This is a genomic window from Pseudomonas sp. LBUM1644 (assembly GCF_059716195.1).
This window is the reverse complement of record NZ_CP166812.1, coordinates 212,309-230,006: the sequence shown is the minus strand read 5'-3', so window position 1 is coordinate 230,006 and position 17,698 is coordinate 212,309. Positions and strand designations below refer to the sequence as shown.

The following is a 17,698-nucleotide window of genomic DNA, read 5'->3' as shown; positions in this document are numbered from 1 at the left end:
GACGTTAACGATGACGCGTGCTGTCTGGTTTAGCCCATTTCCCTGACGTTTTTCGCGAGCAAGCTCGCTCCTACGAGGCTGACCACAGGCTGACTCTGTTGCTACAAGAACAAAGTGTTGCCCTGCGTGCAGTTGCTCACGACACACTTCTATTCATATTCCTAAAAGTTAGTTTATTAATTTTTTATACGCGCTTAGGGTATATGCACCGGACCACCGGACATTCTTGTTTTTACTTCGCCGCAACCATCGCGGCGATCCCACGAGATGTGAGGTAGGTATGGTCCGGAACACAATCACCCCAGTGCAGATCGCCAGGGCATTGCGTGCAGCCAAGGAGCGGCATTGATGTCCAGTCTGGCAGATGCAATCGTCCAGAGTGATCTGGACGTCGCCCCGTTGTTGTTGCCCACGCAGGTCTTGCGCAACGACGCTCAAGCGATCAAGGCCGCCCATGAGCTGGCGCATGTCGCCCGCCTGCAAGCGGCTAAACGTGACCAGCAGCGCAAGCTGCCGTGGTCGGAAATCGAACACTTCACCCGCAGTGGCCTGGGCAGCATCACCCTCCCCCGCGAGTACGGCGGTCCACAGGTGTCGTTTGTCACCCTGGCTGAGGTTTTCGCGATCATTTCCGCGGCTGACCCGGCACTGGGACAGATCCCGCAGAACCAGTTCGGCATTCTCAATCTGGTGCTCGGCTGCGCCACCGAAGCGCAGAAAAAGCAGCTGTTCAAAAGCGTGCTCGAAGGTTGGCGCATCGGCAATGCCGGGCCCGAACGCGGCACCAAAAATACGCTGGAACTCAAGGCCCGGATCACCGCCGACGGCGACGGCTTTGTCATCAGCGGGCAGAAGTTCTACTCCACCGGCGCACTGTTCGCACACTGGGTCGCGGTCAAGGCGCTGAACGATGACGGCAAGCAAGTGATGGCCTTTGTCCGTCGCGGCACGCCGGGCTTGCGCATCGTCGATGACTGGTCCGGCTTCGGTCAGCGCACCACTGCCAGCGGCACCATCTTGCTCAACAACGTGCGGGTCGACGCCGAGCTGGTGGTGGATAACTGGAAGATCAACGACACGCCGAACATTCAGGGCGCCGTCTCGCAGCTGATTCAAGCCGCCATTGACGCCGGCATTGCTCGAGGCGCCATCGACGACGCCATCGAGTTTGTGAAAACCCGCGCCCGGCCCTGGATCGACGCCAAGGTCGACCGCGCCAGCGACGACCTCTATGTGATCGCCGACATCGGCAAGCTGAAAATCGAATTGCACGCCGCCGAAGCGCTGTTGCGCAAGGCCGGGCAAGTGCTCGATCAGGTCAATGCCGCGCCGCTCACCGCTGCGTCTGCCGCCCGAGCCTCGATCGCCGTGGCCGAGGCCAAAGTGCTGACCACCGAGATCTCGCTGCTGGCCAGCGAAAAGCTCTTCGAACTGGCCGGCAGCCGCGCCGCCCTCGCCGAATTCAATCTCGACCGCCACTGGCGCAACGCTCGCGTGCACACGCTGCATGACCCGGTGCGCTGGAAGTATCACGCCGTCGGCACCTATCACTTGAACGGCACATTACCCGCTCGCCACTCCTGGATTTAACGACCAGAACACTGTTGATCAAATCTCAGGAGAAACACATGACTCTTTCTCACCACGTCGCGATCATAACCAGCGATGAGCAAGCCCTGATCATCGCCACTGATCTGGCCGAAGACTTCAAACGCGACAGCGCCCTGCGCGACCGCGAGCGCCGTTTGCCGCATCCGGAACTGGAAGTGTTTTCCCGCTCCGGCCTGTGGGGTATCAGCGTACCCAAAGAGTACGGCGGCGCTGGCGTTTCCAACGTCACCCTGGCCAAGGTGATCGCACTGATTGCCCAGGCTGACGGCTCCCTCGGGCAAATTCCACAAAACCATTTTTACGCCCTCGAAGTACTGCGCGTGAACGGCAGTGACGAGCAGAAAAGACGTCTGTACGCCGAAGTATTGGCCGGCCAACGCTTCGGCAATGCGCTCGCCGAACTCGGGACCAAAACTGCCCACGACCGCGTCACCAGCCTGATCCGCGACGGTGAGGGTTATCGCATCAACGGCCGCAAGTTCTACGCCACCGGTGCCATTTATGCGCAACGCATCCCGACATCGGTCGTGGATGAAAACGGCGTGCAGCAATTGGCGTTCGTCCCGCGTGATAGCAAAGGCCTGTCCGTCATCGACGACTGGAGCGGCTTCGGCCAGCGCACCACCGGCAGCGGTTCGGTGGTCTTCGAGGACGTTTACGTCGCCGCCGAAGATGTGATCCCGTTTCAAAGCGCGTTCGAACGCCCGACGACCGTCGGCCCGTTGGCGCAGATTCTTCACGCCGCCATCGACACCGGCATCGCCCGTGCGGCGTATGAAGATGCGCTGCATTTCGTTCGGACCAAAACCCGGCCGTGGATCGACGCCACTCATGAAAAGGCCACCGACGATCCGCTGACCATCAAGAGCTTCGGCCACTTGAGTATTCGCCTGCATGCCACCGAAGCCTTGCTGGAACGCGCCGGCGAGTTCCTCGACAAGGCTCAGGCCCAGACCAATACCGAGACCGTCGCCGCGGCGTCGATTGCCGTCGCCGAAGCCCGGGCCATCAGCACCGACATTTCCCTCGCGGCCGGCAGCACGCTGTTCGAGTTGGCCGGCAGCCAGGCGACCCTGATCGAACACGGCCTGGACCGACACTGGCGCAACGCTCGCGTGCACACCCTGCACGACCCGGTGCGCTGGAAGTACCACGCTGTCGGCAACTACTACCTCAACGATGAAAACCCGCCGCTGCGGGGGACCATTTGATGGCCGACTCGAAAAAGAAAATCCTGCTCAACGCGTTCAACATGAACTGCATCGGGCACATCAACCATGGCCTGTGGACGCATCCACGGGACACCTCGACCCAGTACAAAACCATCGAATACTGGACCGAGCTGGCGCAGTTGCTGGAGCGCGGGTTGTTCGACGGCTTGTTCATCGCCGACATCGTCGGCGTGTACGACGTCTACCAGAACTCGGTGGACGTACCGCTCAAAGAGTCGATCCAACTGCCGGTCAACGATCCACTGCTGCTGGTTTCGGCCATGGCAGCGGTGACGAAAAACCTCGGCTTTGGCCTCACCGCCAACCTCACGTACGAACCGCCGTATCTGTTCGCCCGCCGGATGTCGACGCTCGATCATTTGAGCCGTGGTCGGGTGGGCTGGAACATCGTCACTGGCTACCTCGACAGTGCCGCCAAGGCCATGGGCCTGAGCGAGCAGGTCGAGCATGACCGGCGTTACGACCAGGCCGATGAGTACCTGCAAGTGCTCTACAAACTTTGGGAAGGCAGCTGGGAAAACGGCGCGGTGCTCAACGACCGCGAGCAGCGGATCTACGCGCAGCCTGAGAAAGTGCACAAGGTCGAGCACAAGGGCGAGTTCTATCATGTGGAGGGTTATCACCTCTGCGAGCCTTCGCCGCAGCGCACACCCGTGTTGTTTCAGGCCGGCAGTTCGGATCGCGGCTTGCTGTTCGCCGGGCGTCACGCCGAGTGTGTATTCATCAGCGGCCAGAACAAACCGTCGACCAAGGTTCAGGTGGACAAAGTCCGCGCCAGCGCCGTCGAAGCCGGGCGCCATCCTAAGGACATCAAGGTGTTCATGGGATTGAACGTGATTGTCGGCGCTACCGAAGCGCTGGCCTGGGCCAAGCATGCCGAGTACTTGAGCTACGCCAGTGCCGAGGCCGGCGTGGCACATTTCTCGGCGTCCACCGGGATCGATTTTTCCGAGTACGACATTGATGAGCCGATCCAGTACGTGAAGAGCAATGCCATTCAGTCGGCCACCAAAAACCTGCAAAACAACGACTGGACCCGGCGCAAATTACTGGAGCAACACGCGCTGGGTGGACGCTACATCACCGTGGTTGGATCGCCTGAGCAAGTGGCGGATGAGCTGGAATCGTGGATTGCTGAAACGGGTCTGGACGGCTTCAACCTGACGCGGATTGTCACGCCGGAAAGCTATGTGGATTTCATCGATTTGGTGATCCCGGAGTTGCAGCGTCGCGGGTCGTACAAGACTGCTTATGACAATGGCAGCCTGCGGGAAAAGCTGTTTCACGGTGAAGCGCATTTACCACCACAACATACCGGCTCGGCGTTTCGACGCTAAAAGCTTCGCGGGCAAGCCTCGCTCCTACAGTGGATCTTCGGTGTTCACACAATCCCTGTAGGAGCGAGGCTTGCCCGCGAAGAGGCCCTGACAAACACCACACATTTAATGCACTGACTGGAATAAACATCATGACCAAGAACTACCTCTCTCACCCAGTCAAAGCACTGGCCCTGGCCCTCGGCCTGTTCAGCTCCATCACCTTCGCCGCTGACGCGCCACTGAAAGTCGGCACCACCGCCGCCTTTGCCATTCCCCTGGAAGCGGCCGTCGAAGAAGCCAGCAAACAAGGCCTGAAAGTCGAGCTCGTGGAGTTCAGCGACTGGATCGCCCCCAACGTCAGCCTCGCCGCCGGCGACATCGATGTGAACTACTTCCAGCACGTCCCGTTCCTGGAAAACGCCAAGGCCGCCGCCGGTTTTGACCTGGTGCCGTTCGCGCCAGGCATCATCAACAACGTCGGCCTCTACTCGAAGAAATACAAAAGTTTCGACGAGCTGCCTGAGGGCGCCAGCGTCGCCATCGCCAACGACCCGATCAACAGCGGGCGCGGCCTGCAACTGCTAGCCAAGGCTGGCCTGATCACCCTCAAACCGGGTGTCGGCTACAAAGCCACCGAAGAAGACATCATCGCCAACCCGAAGAAAATCAAAATTCTCCAGGTTGAAGCCGTGCAACTGGTGCGCGCCTATGATGACGCCGATCTGGTCCAGGGCTACCCCGCTTACATCCGCCTGTCGAAGACCTTCGATGCCGGTTCGGCGCTGCTGTTCGATGGCCTCGATCACAAGGAATACGTGATCCAGTTCGTGATCCAGCCAAAAAGCAAAACCGACCCGCGCCTGATCAAATTCGTCGACATCTACCAGCATTCACCGGCCGTTCGCGCCGCGCTGGATAAAGCCCACGGCAAGCTCTATCAAGCCGGTTGGGAAAGCTGAGAATGACGGCGGCGACCCTACGGCGACTGGAAACTCCAGAGCCTCATAACGCTGAACACAGCGAACTGCACCCTCAGCTCAATCATGCTCACGTGCGCTTCATCGGCCTGGGTAAAACCTACACCGGCCAGCAAGGTCCGGTGGCGGCGCTGCACGGCATCGACCTGGCGATCCAGCGCGGCGAAGTGTTCGGCATCATCGGCCGCAGTGGCGCCGGCAAGTCGTCGCTGATCCGCACCATCAACCGCCTCGAACAACCGAGCACGGGGCGAGTGCTGATCGATCAGGTGGACATCGGCGGGTTCGATGAGGACCGTCTGGTCGCACTGCGCCGACGGATCGGCATGATCTTCCAGCACTTCAACCTGATGTCGGCCAAGACCGTTTGGCAGAACGTCGAGTTGCCACTGAAAGTGGCTGGTGTGCCCAAGGGCCAACGGGAAAAAAAGGTCCGTGAGCTGTTGGAATTGGTAGGCCTGCAAGAGAAGCACAAGGCCTACCCGGCGCAGCTTTCCGGTGGCCAGAAGCAACGCGTCGGCATTGCCCGGGCGCTGGTGCATGATCCAGAGATTCTGCTGTGCGATGAAGCCACCTCGGCGCTGGATCCGGAAACCACCCAATCGATCCTCGGCCTGCTGCGCGAGATCAATCAGCGCCTCGGTCTGACCATCGTGCTCATCACTCACGAGATGGCGGTGATCCGCGATATCTGCGACCGGGTGGTGGTGCTCGAGCACGGGCGGATCGTCGAGCAAGGCCCGGTGTGGAAAGTTTTTGGCAACCCGCAACATGAGGTCAGCAAAACCTTGCTGGCGCCGCTGCAACACGCACTGCCGCAAGAGCTGCAAAGCCGTTTGCATTCACAGCCACAGTCTTCGGATGCCGCCGTGGTACTGCGCCTGCAATTCACCGGCAGCGCGGCGGACGAACCGGACTTGGCGGCGCTGTTCGCTGCCCTCGGTGGTCGCGTGCGCTTGCTGCAAGGTGGTGTGGAGCGAATTCAAGGCCACGCCCTCGGGCAATTGCTGCTGGCGGTAACCGGCTCGTCCCTCGGCGCCGAGGAACTGCGCCAACGCGCCGGCCATTGGGCGCAACAGGTAGAGGTGCTGGGTTATGTGGTTTGATCGTTTGTTGCAGGGCTTCATCGATACGTTTTTGATGGTCGGCGTGTCGTCGCTGCTCGCATTGCTGGCGGGTATTCCGCTGGCGGTAATTCTGGTCACCAGTTCCAAGGGCGGCATCTACGAAGCTCCGGCGCTGAACCGAGCATTGGGCGCGTTCGTGAACCTGTTCCGCTCGATCCCGTTTCTGATTTTGATGGTGGCGTTGATTCCCTTCACCCGGTTGATCGTCGGCACCACGTATGGCGTCTGGGCCGCTGTGGTGCCGCTGACTATTGCGGCCACGCCGTTCTTTGCGCGTATCGCCGAAGTCAGTTTGCGCGAGGTTGATCATGGGTTGATCGAAGCCGCGCAAGCGATGGGGTGCCGGCGCTGGCACATCGTCTGGCATGTATTGCTGCCTGAAGCGCTGCCGGGAATTGTTGGGGGGTTCACCATCACACTGGTGACCATGATCAACTCCTCGGCCATGGCTGGCGCGATTGGTGCCGGTGGGTTGGGGGACATTGCTTATCGGTATGGGTATCAGCGGTTTGATAGCCAGATCATGTTGACGGTGATTGTGTTGTTGGTGGTGTTGGTGGCGGTGATTCAGCTGGGTGGGGACCGGTTGGCTCGTGGGTTGAATAAGCGTTAAGAGCAGACCAAAAATCGCAGCCTGCGGCAGCTCCTACAGGGTTTGGCGTTGGCGCGGAACTCGCGGCGGGCATGGCCCCTGTAGGAGCTGCCGCAGGCTGCGATCTTTTAAAGCGCGAAAGCGCTTATAGTCTTTCTTTTGCCTGCGCAGCCCGACCATGAAACAGACTCCCTCCGACCTCGAGCAAATCACCTCCACCACCCTGGGCCATTACAACTCGGTGGCCGAAGGTTTTCGCGAAGGGACTCGCGATCATGATGTCAGCCAGAATATCGACGCACTGCTGCGGCACATTCAGGGTGAGGCACCGTTTAGCATTCTCGACTTTGGCTGCGGCCCCGGACGCGATTTGCAGACGTTCACCCGTATGGGGCACACCGCCGTCGGCCTCGACGGGTCAGCGAAGTTTGCACAGATGGCGCGCGAGGACAGTGGTTGCGAGGTCTGGCAGCAAGACTTTTTGAAACTCGATCTACCCGCCGAGCGCTTCGACGGAATTTTTGCCAATGCGGTGCTGTTTCACATTCCTCGTCAGGAGTTGCCGCGTGTGTTGAAGGAATTGCACGGTGCTTTGAAACCGGGAGGCGTGTTGTTCAGTTCCAACCCCCGTGGCGAGAATCAGGAAGGGTGGAACGGGCCGCGGTATGGGGCTTATCACGATTTGAAGGCATGGCAGGATCTGATGACCGAAGCGGGATTTGTGGAGTTGGAGCATTACTACCGGCCAGCGGGGCTGCCGCGGGAGCAACAGCCTTGGTTGGCGAGTGTTTGGCGCCGCGTCGCCTAAGACGAAGATCAAAAGATCGCAGCCTGCGGCAGCTCCTACATAGGGATGGCGGATACCCTGTAGGAGCTGCCGCAGGCTGCGATCTTTTGCCTTTAAGCTTCTTTCTTCGGCTCGCGAATCTTGTACCAGGCGACATACAGCGCCGGCAAAAACAGCAGCGTCAACAACGTCGCAATAATGATCCCGCCAATCATCGCGTAGGCCATCGGCCCCCAGAACACTTCCCGGGCAATCGGGATCATCCCCAGGCTCGCCGCCGCCGCCGTCAGCAGAATCGGTCGGCGACGATGCTCCGTGGCCTGCGCCACGGCATCCCACGGTGCAACTCCCTCTTTCTCCAACGCGTCGATCTGGGTAACCAGAATCACCGAGTTACGGATGATGATGCCGATCAGCGCCAGAATCCCCAGGATCGCGACAAAGCCCATCGGCGTGCCCGTCGGGATCAGCGCCAGCACCACGCCGATCAGCCCGAGCGGCGCGACACTGGCGACCAGGAACAGTTTCTGTACGCTGTGCAACTGAATCATCAGGAAGGTCGCCATCAAAAACAGCATCAACGGCACGACCTTGGCAATCGGCCCTTGAGCCTTGCCGCTTTCCTCCACGGTGCCACCGGTGGCGACCTTGTAGCCGACCGGCAAACTGGCGGCGAATTTTTCGATGTCCGGCTTGAGCTGTTTCACCAGGTCAGTCGGCTGGATCTCGTCACGCACGGCGGCCTTGATGGTGATCGTCGGCTTGCGGTCACGACGCCAGACCAGCGGTTGCTCAAGTTCATAGCGCACCGTGGCGAAGGCCAATAGTGGAATCGAGGTGCCGCCGGGCGTAACGATTTGCAGGTTCTGCAAGGTTTCAGGCGTGCCACGTTCCGCGTCTTCAGCGCGGCCGACGACGTTGATCAAATAGATATCGTCATCGACCTGCGTCACCGGCGAGCCGACGACGATGCTGTTCATCAGGTTCGCCACGTCCTCCGATGACAGGCCTAATTGCCGGGCCTTGTCCTGAGCGATGTCGATACGCAGCACTTTGCCCGGCTCGTTCCAGTCGTAGATGATCTCGCCGATGTGCGGGTTTTTATCCAGTTCGGTGGCCAGCGCGATCGCGTGCTTGCGCACCTGATCGATGTCCTTGCCGCTGACCCGGTACTGAATCGGCCGGCCCACCGGCGGGCCCATTTCCAGTGCCTGGACGTAGCTGCCAATACCGACGAAGTCTTTACGCAGCCGCTCACGCAAGCGCTGGCTCAGGGCCGTGCGCGACTCCAGGCCCTTGCTCACGATGATCAACTGCGCGTAGTACGGGTTCTGCAGTTGCTGGTCGAGTGGCAGGTAGAAACGGATCGCACCTTCGCCGATGTAAGTGCTCCAGCGCACGATGTCCGGGTCGTCCTTGAACGTCGCTTCGAGCTTGTCCACCGCCTTGCGCGTCTCGGCAATCGACGCGTTTTGTGGCAGGTTCAGGTCGACGAGAATTTCCGGACGGTCCGAAGACGGGAAAAACTGGTTCTGCACGAACTGCATGGAAAACACCGACGCCACGAACAACGCGATCGTGATGCCGATGGCCCACCAGCGATTGCGCATGGCCCACAGCATCCCGCCGTTGAATGCCCGACCGATGCGACCCGGTTCAGCCGAGTGCGGTTTCACATTGGCGCTGAGAATGTGCACGCCGATTACCGGGGCGAACAGTACCGCGACAATCCACGACACGATCATCGCCACCGCAATGACCGCAAACAGGGTGAAGGTGTACTCGCCGGCCGAACTGGCGTTCAGGCCGATGGGCACAAAACCGGCGACCGTCACCAGGGTCCCGGTCAGCATCGGGAACGCGGTCGAGGTATAGGCGAATGTCGCCGCCTGCTCCTTGGTTTCGCCCATCTCCAGGCGCGTGACCATCATCTCGACCGTGATCATCGCGTCGTCGACCAACAGGCCGAGGGCGATGATCAATGCGCCCAGGGAAATCCGCTGCATGGTGATGCCGCTGTATTCCATGAAGACAAATACCATCGCCAGCACCAGCGGAATCGAGCACGCCACCACCAGGCCGGCGCGCACGCCGAGGCTGATGAAGCTGACGATCAGCACGATCACTACCGCCTCGAACAGCGCGCTAGTGAAGCCGCCGACCGCCTCTTCCACCACTTCGGCCTGGTCGGAGACGTTGTGTACGCCGACGCCCACCGGCAAGTCGGCGGTCAGGTCGGTCATGCGCTGGTGCAGCGCCTTGCCGAACGCCTGGATGTTGCCGCCCTTCTGCATGGCAATGGCCAGGCCAATCGCCGGGTGGCCGTTGAAACGAAACTCAGGCGTTGCCGGATCGACATAGCCACGGCTGATGTCGGCGATGTCGGCCAGGCGATAGAAGCGATCATTGAGCCGCAGGTTGACGTTGGCCAGGTCTTTCTCGGACGCAAACTGCCCCGATGTACGCACGGAAATTCGCTCGGGACCGGCTTCGATGACCCCGGCCGGGGTCACGGCGTTCTGCGATTGCAGGCTCTGCACCACTTGGCGCTGATCGATGCCCAGTGCCGCCAGTTTACGGGTCGAAAAATTCAGGTAGAGGACTTCATCCTGCTCGCCCACCATCTCGACCTTGCCAAGCCCGGGGACGTCGCGAATTTCGGCGCGCACCTGTTCCACGTAGTCACGCAACTGGCGCATCGACAAGCCGTCAGCGGTAAAGGCGTACACCGAACCGAACACATCACCGAACTCATCGTTGAACCCCGGCCCTTGCAAGCCTTTGGGGAAGTCACCGCGAATGTCGTTGATCTTCTTGCGCACCTGATACCAGATTTCCGGGATGTCCTTGGCACTGGTGGTGTCGCGCAGGTACACGAACACCGTGGACTCGCCGGGGCGTGTGTAGCTTTTCACGTAGTCGAGAGAGTCGAGTTCTTCGAGTTTTTTCTCGATGCGATCAGTGACCTGCTTGAGGGTTTCTTCCTGCGTCGCGCCGGGCCAGCGGGTCTGGATGACCATGGTCTTGATGGTGAACGAGGGGTCTTCCTCGCGACCCAGGTTCATGTACGAGAACACGCCCATCAGCAGCGCGACGAACATCAAATACCAGACGAACGACTGATGTTTGAGGGCCCATTCGGATAGGTTGAAACTCCCTTTCATTGTGGGCTGTCCTCATCGACTTTGACTTTCTGCCCCGGCTTGAGGCTGTTGACACCGGCACTGACCACACGCTCACCGGACTTCACGCCGTCGGCCAGCACCACCGTTGAGTCGGTGCGGCTGATCAGGCTGACGTCTCGCGGGGAAACGGTTTGGTTCTGCGGGTCGATGACCCAGATGCGGGTTTTGCCGTCGACCTCTTGCAGCGCGGTGACGGGCAGTTCGATACGCGGTTTTATTGCCGAGCTGAGGGTCACGCTGATCGCCGTGCCCAAGCGAAAGCCCGGCGGCGTCTCGGCCAGGGTCAGGCGTGCGCGACGCGTGCGGGTCGCGCTTTGGGCCTGGGGTTCGATTTCGCGGATGATGGCCGTGGTGTTGATGGTCGGGTCCAGTTGTGCGGCGACCTGAAACACCACGTCCGCGGGCAATTGGTCGACCAGCGTGTCTGGCAAGTCGATCACCGCCTCCTTGATGTCCGGCTGCGCCAGGGTCACCACTTGCTGGCCGGCGGTAACCACTTGCCCGGCTTCGGCATTCCACGCCGTGACCACGGCTTTGTGGTCAGCGCGCAACTCGACGTAATTGAGCTGGTCCTTGGCCTGGTCGACCGCTGCCCGGGCCTGGTCGAGGGAAGCCTGGGTCGTTTTAAGGTCGGTCTGGGCAATATCGAGTTGGGCTTGGGCGCCCACCCCGCGATCGAACAATTCCTGCTGACGTCGTGCGTTGGCCTGGGCATTGATGAATTGCGCCTGGATGTTTGCCAGATCCCCTTGGGCGGAACGCAACTGGTTCTGCTGATCGGTGGGATCCAGTGTGGCGAGCAAGGCCCCTTTATCGACTTCGGCACCGACATCGACGGCGCGGCTGGCAATGCGGCCCGGCACCCTGAACCCGACATTGCTTTCATAGCGGGCCTGGATGCTGCCGGCGAAACGACCGAGGTTTTCTTCGTCCAGCGCCTGCACCTTGATCGACAGCACCGGGCGTACGGGCTCCGGCGGTGGTTCTTTTTTCGAGCAAGCCACCAGCATCACACCGGCGAACACCAGCATCAGACGCTTCATGGCTGCGCTCCCACGGCCAAATCCTTGTAGGTGTTTTCGGCAATTTCCACCAGAACGCCGGGGTGCAGCAATTGGCCGCCAGCGATGATGACTTTTTCGCCACCGTTTAGTCCGGCGCTGATGATGACTTTACCGGTCAGGTAACGGCCGACGGTGACCGAGTGCAACTGCGCCTTGCCCTCACCGTCCACCAGCCACACGGCGGGTTCGTCGATATTTTTGGTGAGTGCGGACCAGGGCAATTCCACCGCGGACTTGCCCGGGGTCTTGGCCGTGGCGCTCACTACCGAGCCCAATTGCATGCCTTCGGGCAAACCGTTGAGGGTGACTTTGACCTGCACGGTTCCGGTCTGCGCGGACACCGCCGGGGTGATTTCCCGAACGGTGCCGGTGGTTTTAATCGCCGGGTTGTCCAGCAGGCTGACCACGATCGTTTTATCCTCCGGCGCCTCGGCCAGTAGCGATTCGTAGACGTTGAACACGGCATCGCGCTCACCGTCCCGGGCCAGGCTGAAAATCGGCACGGTGGCCTGCACTACCTGGCCGACTTCGGCCTGGCGCGCGGTGATGACCCCAGGCGCATCGGCGATCAGCGAGGTGTAACTCAGTTGTTCACGCGCATTGGCCAGTTGCGCCTGGGCGGCCGTCAGCGCGCTTTGACTGCTGCGCAATGCGGCCTGGGCCGAGTCGTATTCGCTTTGACTGGTGTAGCCCTTTGGCAGGAGTTTTTGCTGGCGAACGAAGGCGGCGGCGGTCTGCTTGACCCGCGCCTGTTCGGCGACGACCTGTGCCTGGGCCGAGTCGACGCTGGTTTGCAGGTCTTTCGGATCGAGTTTGGCGAGCACCTGTTTGGCCGAAACCCGATCACCGACATCGACCGTGCGCTGGATGATCTTGCCGCCAACCCGAAACGACAACTCAGTCTGGACGCGCGCCTGAACATCGCCCGTGAGTGTCACGGACGCCGCGTAATCGACCGCCTTGACCACTTGCACAAAGACGCGTGGGCGGTCCTTTTCAACCTGAGGTTTATCGCCGCAGCCGCTCAGCAAAGCCAAGAGGCTCAGGCCGAGCACTGTTTTCAATCCGGGACCAGCCATGCAGACTCCTTTGCGTTGTACGGACGTGCCAATGGCGATACGACTGTGAGCGTAGAACAGGGTTCCACCTGCGCCCACACGGATCAACATTCCCCTGTAGGAGCTGCCGAGTGAAACGAGGCTGCGATCTTTTGATCTTGAAAGCAAAGTCAAAAGATCGCAGCCTTCGGCAGCTCCTACAATGTAAATTCGTCGGCGCGGCTACCATTCGCGACCACAGAGATTCATAAATGCTCAAAACCCTCGCGGTGGCCAACTACCGCTCGATCAACAAATTGGTGATTCCGCTGGGCCGGTTGAACCTGATCACCGGTCCTAACGGCAGCGGTAAATCCAACCTCTACCGTGCGCTGCGCCTGTTGGCGGAAACCGCTCAGGGTGGCGTGGTGAATGCACTGGCCCGTGAAGGCGGGCTGGACTCGACCTTCTGGGCCGGGCCGGAAAACATCACCCGACGCATGCGCAATGGTGAAGTGCCAATCGAGGCGACGGTTCGACACGGTGCAAAACGCTTGCGCCTGGGATTTGCCGGTGAGGACTTCGGTTACTCGATCAGCCTCGGGCTGCCCGATTCCAACGGCCACTTCATGCTACCCGAGCACAGTTCACCCATTCCGTCTCGTTTCAGCCTTGACCCGCAAATCAAGCGCGAATGTGTCTGGGCCGGGCCGTTCTATCGTTCGGCGAGCCTGCTGGTGGACCGCGACGGGCCGATGATCCGCGCCCGGGCCAACCGCAGTTGGGACGTGCTGGCCCAGCACACGCCGAATTTTGACAGCCTGTTCGATCAGGTCGGCAGCTTGCGTACTTCGCCGGAGGTTCTGGAGATGCGCGAGTTCATCCGTCGCTGGCGTTTCTACGATCACTTTCGCAGCGACGCCGATGCCCCCGTGCGCCAACCGCAGCTCGGCACCCGCACGCCAGTGCTGCACCACGACGGTCGCGACCTGGCGGCAGCCTTGCAGACCATCATCGAAATCGGCGACCCCGAGGCGCTGCGGGCGGCCATCAGCGACGCCTTCCCCGGCGCGAGACTGCACATCGAATCGCTGCCCGGCGGCCGCTTTGCCATCGAGTTTTATCAGGAAGGTTTGTTGCGGCCATTGTCAGCGGCTGAGTTGTCAGATGGGACGTTGCGTTATTTGCTGTTGGTGGCAGCGCTGCTGACGCCTCGGCCACCGACACTGATGGTATTGAACGAGCCGGAAACCAGTCTGCATCCGGACCTGCTACCGGCGTTGGCGCGGTTGATCATCCGGGCGTCCGGGCAGTGTCAGGTGTGGGTGGTGTCCCATGCTCGGCGGTTGATCTCGGCGTTGCAGGAAGATCCGGAGTGCAATTGCATTGTGCTGGAAAAGACGCTTGGCCAGACTGGGATTGTCGGGCAGCGGATACTGGATGAGCCGGCGTGGTATTGGCCGGACTAATGTGAAAAGCCGAAAAGATCGCAGCCTTCGGCAGCTCCTACAGGTGTACGCGCTCCCTGTAGGAGCTGCCGAAGGCTGCGATCTTTCAGCGGTCACTCAGATCTCGGGGCCATCACCCCTGCCACTTCCCACCCTCGACAATCACGCTCTCAGGCTTGGTGTCATCGCTCAATTCCTTACGCACATATTGGTCGTACAGCTTGAGCAAATACTTCTCCTCACCCAGCTTCGCCAACTCGGCATTCACCCAATCACGCAGCTCGATATTGCCCTTCTTCACCGCAGGCGCAATCGGTGCTTCGGCACCCAACGTCTGGGCCAGCACGCGATAGCCCGGGTTCTGCTTGGCCCAGCTGAACAGCACCAGATTGTCTTGGGCATACGCATCACCGCGACCATTGGCCAAGGCTTGCAAGGACTCGGAGTTTTTCTCGAACTTCAGCAGTTTCCAGTCCGGGTGGTTCTTGGTCAGCCAGATGTCCGCCGTGGTGCCGGTGGTGACGATGGTCGTGCGGGTCGCCAGGTCGTTCAGTTTTTTCACGCCGCTGGCCTCTGGCACCAGCGCCTGGACCGCGACTTTGAGGTTAGGGTTGGTGAATTCCACCGCTTCCTTACGCTCCGGGGTGACGGTCATGTTGGCCAGGATCAGGTCGACCTTGTCGCTTTGCAGGAACGGAATCCGGCTCGCCGGTTCCACCGCAACAAATTCGACCTTGTTTTCATCGCCCAGCAGGTCCTTGGCAAATTGCCGGCCGATATCGGTATCAAAACCGACGTAGCGCCCGGCCTCATTCACAAAACCGAACGGCGGCTTGTCAGTGAAGACGCCGACGATCAGCTTGTCCCGGGCTTTGATTTTTTCCAGATAGCCGGCGTTGGAGGCTACTGGCTTGGTCGGTTCTTCAGCTTTATTGCAGCCAGCGAGCAATGCGAGGCCGAGCAACGGCAGTAGCAAGAGTGAAGCCTTGGCAGTTTTCATAGCAGTTCCAGTTCCTTTGTTTGAGTCGTTTTGGGTAGTGCGGCGACGTAGGAGAACTTCTCCAGGAACTGCTGCGCTCGTGCGGTTTGCGGGTTCGTAAAGAAAATCTCGGGGGGGTTCTGTTCGAGGATTCGCCCGGCATCCATGAACACAATGCGGTCAGCCACGGCGCGGGCAAACGCCATTTCGTGGGTGACGATCAACAGGGTCATGCCCTCGCGGGCCAGGCCTTGAATCACTTCCAACACCTCCTTGACCATCTCTGGATCAAGGGCGGCGGTCACTTCGTCGAAGAGCATGACTTTGGGGTTCATGCACAGCGAGCGGATGATGGCGATGCGTTGCTGCTGACCACCGGAGAGCTGGCGCGGAAAGGCGTCGCGCTTGTCCAAAAGGCCCACGCGCTCAAGCAAGGCCTCGGCCTGGGCGCGGGCCTCGCTGCGTTCGCGCTTCTGCACTTTGAGTGGGCCAAGCAGCACGTTGTCGAGCACGCTCATGTGAGGGAACAAGTGATAACTCTGGAACACCATGCCGATCTGCTGACGCACTTCACGCCAGTCGGTGCCCTTGTCCAGCAGCTCACGGCCGGCAAAATTCAAGCTACCGCTGTGGGCGACTTCCAGGCCGTTGAGGCAACGCAGCAAGGTACTCTTGCCACAACCGCTGGGGCCGAGGATGACGATCACTTCGCCCGACTTCACCTGCAGGTCGATGCCGTCGAGCACTTGCTGCTCGCCGAAGAACTTGTTGAAACCCTTGAACTCGATCAATGCGCTCATGCTTGCGTCCAGCGTCGCTCCAGCACGCGCGAGGCGGCTGAAAGCGGATAGCAAATAAAAAAGAAAAACAGGAACAGCGCGCCGTAGATCAGCACCGATTCGTACGTGCGCTCAATGATTTGCTGGCCGACCTTGATCACGTCCACCACACCGATCAGTACCGCCAGGGAGCTGGTCTTGATGATCCGCGTGTAGACGTTGATGGTCGGCGGGGTCATGCGTTTCAGCGCCTGGGGCAACAGCACGTAGCCGTAGAGTTGCGGGTCGTTCAGGCCAATCGACAAGCCCGCCTCACGCTGTCCGCGCGGCAACGAATGCAACGCGCCGCGCACCACTTCGCCGACCTCGCTGGCGCCCCACAGCGACAACACCAGCACCGCGCACCAGAAACTCGGAATGCTCAGGCCGAAGAAGATCGGCAGACCGAAGAACAGCAAATACAACCAGACCAACACCGGAATCGCCCGGAACAGTTCCAGATACACCCGCAAAATCGCGTTCAGCCATTTCCGGTTCAGCGTACGCAGGACGCCGTAAAGCACGCCGCCCATAGTACTGATGGCGATACTCAGGAAAGAAATGGACAGGGTTTGCGCCGCGCCCTTGCCCAGTTGCGGCAACGACACCCACAGTAATTCAAGACCCGAACTGGCCATGCTGGAGCCTCCTTTCCAGACGGCTGAGCAGCAGCGACAGCGGCAAAAACAGCAGCACGCAAATCAGCGTCAGCACGGCGAGCATTTCGTAGGTTTTGTAGTAGAGCGCGATGTAGCTTTTGGTGGTGTAGAGAATCTCCGGCACCGCCACCGCCGAGACCACGGTGGTTTCCTTGAGCAGGAAAATGAAATTGGCGAACAGCGACGGCAGGCTGAGGATGCCGGCTTGCGGCAGGATTACGTAGCGCAGCAATTGCCCGTGGGACAAACCGATGGAGCGGCCGGACTCCAGTTGCGCCTGAGGCACCGCGTCGACGCCGGCACGCAACACTTCGGTGAGGTAGGCGCCGCCGAGGAAGGTCATGGTGATGATCGCCGCCGCGAAACCCGAGACCTTGACGCCCAGCGCCGGCAATGCGAAGTAAACGAAAAACAGCTGAATCAACAGCGGTGTGTTGCGCGCCAGCTCGACATAGAGCCCGACCAGGCGCTGCAAGTAAGGCGTGCGGAACACCAGAATCGTCGCGTTGATCAGCGCCACCAGCAAAGAGGTGCCGATGGCGATAAAGCCAACCTGCAGCGTCACGCCCACGGCCTTGAGAAACGCCGGCAAGGTGCTGAGGATAAAAGCGTAATCGAAATTCATTGAACATCCTGGACGTCGCGGGGTAGGCGACGGTGGTGCAGGTCCATGGGCAGTGGATAACTGCCCGGCAGACACAGACTTTAAAGGTATAAAAAAAAGAATTTAAATACCGTTAAAGCATATTGATATCACGCAAAAAACTATCCTTCGGATTTGCCGAGGCGGCGGAAGACGGCTATTTTCCTTTTCGCTGTAGGAAGGATCTTTTTTTCAGAATGCCCCTCCAAGGACGCACAGC

15 protein-coding genes are annotated in these 17,698 nt (G+C 60.1%); 8 read left to right on the top strand and 7 right to left on the bottom strand.

Features of this window, described 5'->3' with window-relative positions; translation table 11 throughout:
- The first annotated feature begins 348 nt into the window (after positions 1 to 348).
- From ACA052_RS01090 to ACA052_RS01060, 7 genes are all read left to right on the top strand, one after another.
- The gene (locus ACA052_RS01090) at positions 349 to 1,590 is read left to right on the top strand and encodes an SfnB family sulfur acquisition oxidoreductase (RefSeq protein WP_497648025.1); all 1,242 of its coding nucleotides are present in this window, start codon (positions 349 to 351) and stop codon (positions 1,588 to 1,590) included.
- Positions 1,591 to 1,628: 38 nt separating this feature from the next.
- A complete protein-coding gene (locus ACA052_RS01085) occupies positions 1,629 to 2,822 on the top strand; it encodes an SfnB family sulfur acquisition oxidoreductase (protein WP_497648024.1) in 1,194 nt (397 codons plus the stop codon).
- Positions 2,822 to 4,180, top strand: a complete 1,359-nt coding sequence (locus tag ACA052_RS01080) for an LLM class flavin-dependent oxidoreductase (RefSeq protein ID WP_497648023.1) — start codon at positions 2,822 to 2,824, stop codon at positions 4,178 to 4,180. Before ACA052_RS01085 ends, ACA052_RS01080 begins: the two co-directional genes overlap by 1 nt.
- A 131-nt stretch (positions 4,181 to 4,311) precedes the next feature.
- The gene (locus ACA052_RS01075) at positions 4,312 to 5,121 is read left to right on the top strand and encodes a MetQ/NlpA family ABC transporter substrate-binding protein (protein WP_497648022.1); all 810 of its coding nucleotides are present in this window, start codon (positions 4,312 to 4,314) and stop codon (positions 5,119 to 5,121) included.
- Positions 5,122 to 5,123: 2 nt separating this feature from the next.
- Complete coding sequence (locus ACA052_RS01070; protein WP_497648021.1) at positions 5,124 to 6,245, top strand: methionine ABC transporter ATP-binding protein; 1,122 nt, start codon at positions 5,124 to 5,126, stop codon at positions 6,243 to 6,245.
- Complete coding sequence (locus ACA052_RS01065; RefSeq protein ID WP_497648020.1) at positions 6,235 to 6,879, top strand: methionine ABC transporter permease; 645 nt, start codon at positions 6,235 to 6,237, stop codon at positions 6,877 to 6,879. The genes ACA052_RS01070 and ACA052_RS01065 overlap by 11 nt, the downstream gene beginning before the upstream one ends.
- 157 nt (positions 6,880 to 7,036) lie before the next feature.
- Entirely contained in the window at positions 7,037 to 7,666 is a 630-nt protein-coding gene (locus ACA052_RS01060) for a class I SAM-dependent methyltransferase (RefSeq protein WP_497648019.1), read from the top strand.
- Positions 7,667 to 7,758: 92 nt separating this feature from the next.
- Here ACA052_RS01060 and ACA052_RS01055 read toward each other — a convergent pair whose 3' ends face one another.
- From ACA052_RS01055 to ACA052_RS01045, 3 genes are read right to left on the bottom strand one after another with little or no spacing between them, the layout of a single operon-like run.
- On the bottom strand, positions 7,759 to 10,809 hold the full coding sequence (locus ACA052_RS01055; RefSeq protein ID WP_497648018.1) for an efflux RND transporter permease subunit: 3,051 nt from the start codon (positions 10,807 to 10,809) through the stop codon (positions 7,759 to 7,761).
- Complete coding sequence (locus ACA052_RS01050; RefSeq protein ID WP_497648017.1) at positions 10,806 to 11,873, bottom strand: efflux RND transporter periplasmic adaptor subunit; 1,068 nt, start codon at positions 11,871 to 11,873, stop codon at positions 10,806 to 10,808. Before ACA052_RS01050 ends, ACA052_RS01055 begins: the two co-directional genes overlap by 4 nt.
- Complete coding sequence (locus ACA052_RS01045) at positions 11,870 to 12,973, bottom strand: efflux RND transporter periplasmic adaptor subunit (protein WP_497648016.1); 1,104 nt, start codon at positions 12,971 to 12,973, stop codon at positions 11,870 to 11,872. Before ACA052_RS01045 ends, ACA052_RS01050 begins: the two co-directional genes overlap by 4 nt.
- 230 nt (positions 12,974 to 13,203) lie before the next feature.
- Between ACA052_RS01045 and ACA052_RS01040 the strand changes: the two genes are divergently transcribed.
- Positions 13,204 to 14,400, top strand: a complete 1,197-nt coding sequence (locus ACA052_RS01040) for an AAA family ATPase (protein WP_497648015.1) — start codon at positions 13,204 to 13,206, stop codon at positions 14,398 to 14,400.
- 112 nt (positions 14,401 to 14,512) lie between these two features.
- Here ACA052_RS01040 and ACA052_RS01035 read toward each other — a convergent pair whose 3' ends face one another.
- Genes ACA052_RS01035 through ACA052_RS01020 form a run of 4 tightly spaced genes read right to left on the bottom strand, consistent with a single transcriptional unit; the run spans position 14,513 to position 17,460 of the window.
- On the bottom strand, positions 14,513 to 15,379 hold the full coding sequence (locus ACA052_RS01035) for a transporter substrate-binding domain-containing protein (protein WP_497648014.1): 867 nt from the start codon (positions 15,377 to 15,379) through the stop codon (positions 14,513 to 14,515).
- Positions 15,376 to 16,158, bottom strand: coding sequence for an amino acid ABC transporter ATP-binding protein (locus ACA052_RS01030; protein WP_497648013.1), 783 nt, complete (start codon positions 16,156 to 16,158; stop codon positions 15,376 to 15,378). The genes ACA052_RS01035 and ACA052_RS01030 overlap by 4 nt, the downstream gene beginning before the upstream one ends.
- Entirely contained in the window at positions 16,155 to 16,814 is a 660-nt protein-coding gene (locus tag ACA052_RS01025) for an amino acid ABC transporter permease (RefSeq protein ID WP_497648012.1), read from the bottom strand. The genes ACA052_RS01030 and ACA052_RS01025 overlap by 4 nt, the downstream gene beginning before the upstream one ends.
- Positions 16,795 to 17,460 carry an amino acid ABC transporter permease gene (locus ACA052_RS01020; protein ID WP_497648011.1) on the bottom strand — a complete coding sequence of 222 codons (666 nt, stop codon included), beginning with the start codon at positions 17,458 to 17,460 and terminating at the stop codon, positions 16,795 to 16,797. Before ACA052_RS01020 ends, ACA052_RS01025 begins: the two co-directional genes overlap by 20 nt.
- Positions 17,461 to 17,698: the final 238 nt, after the last annotated feature.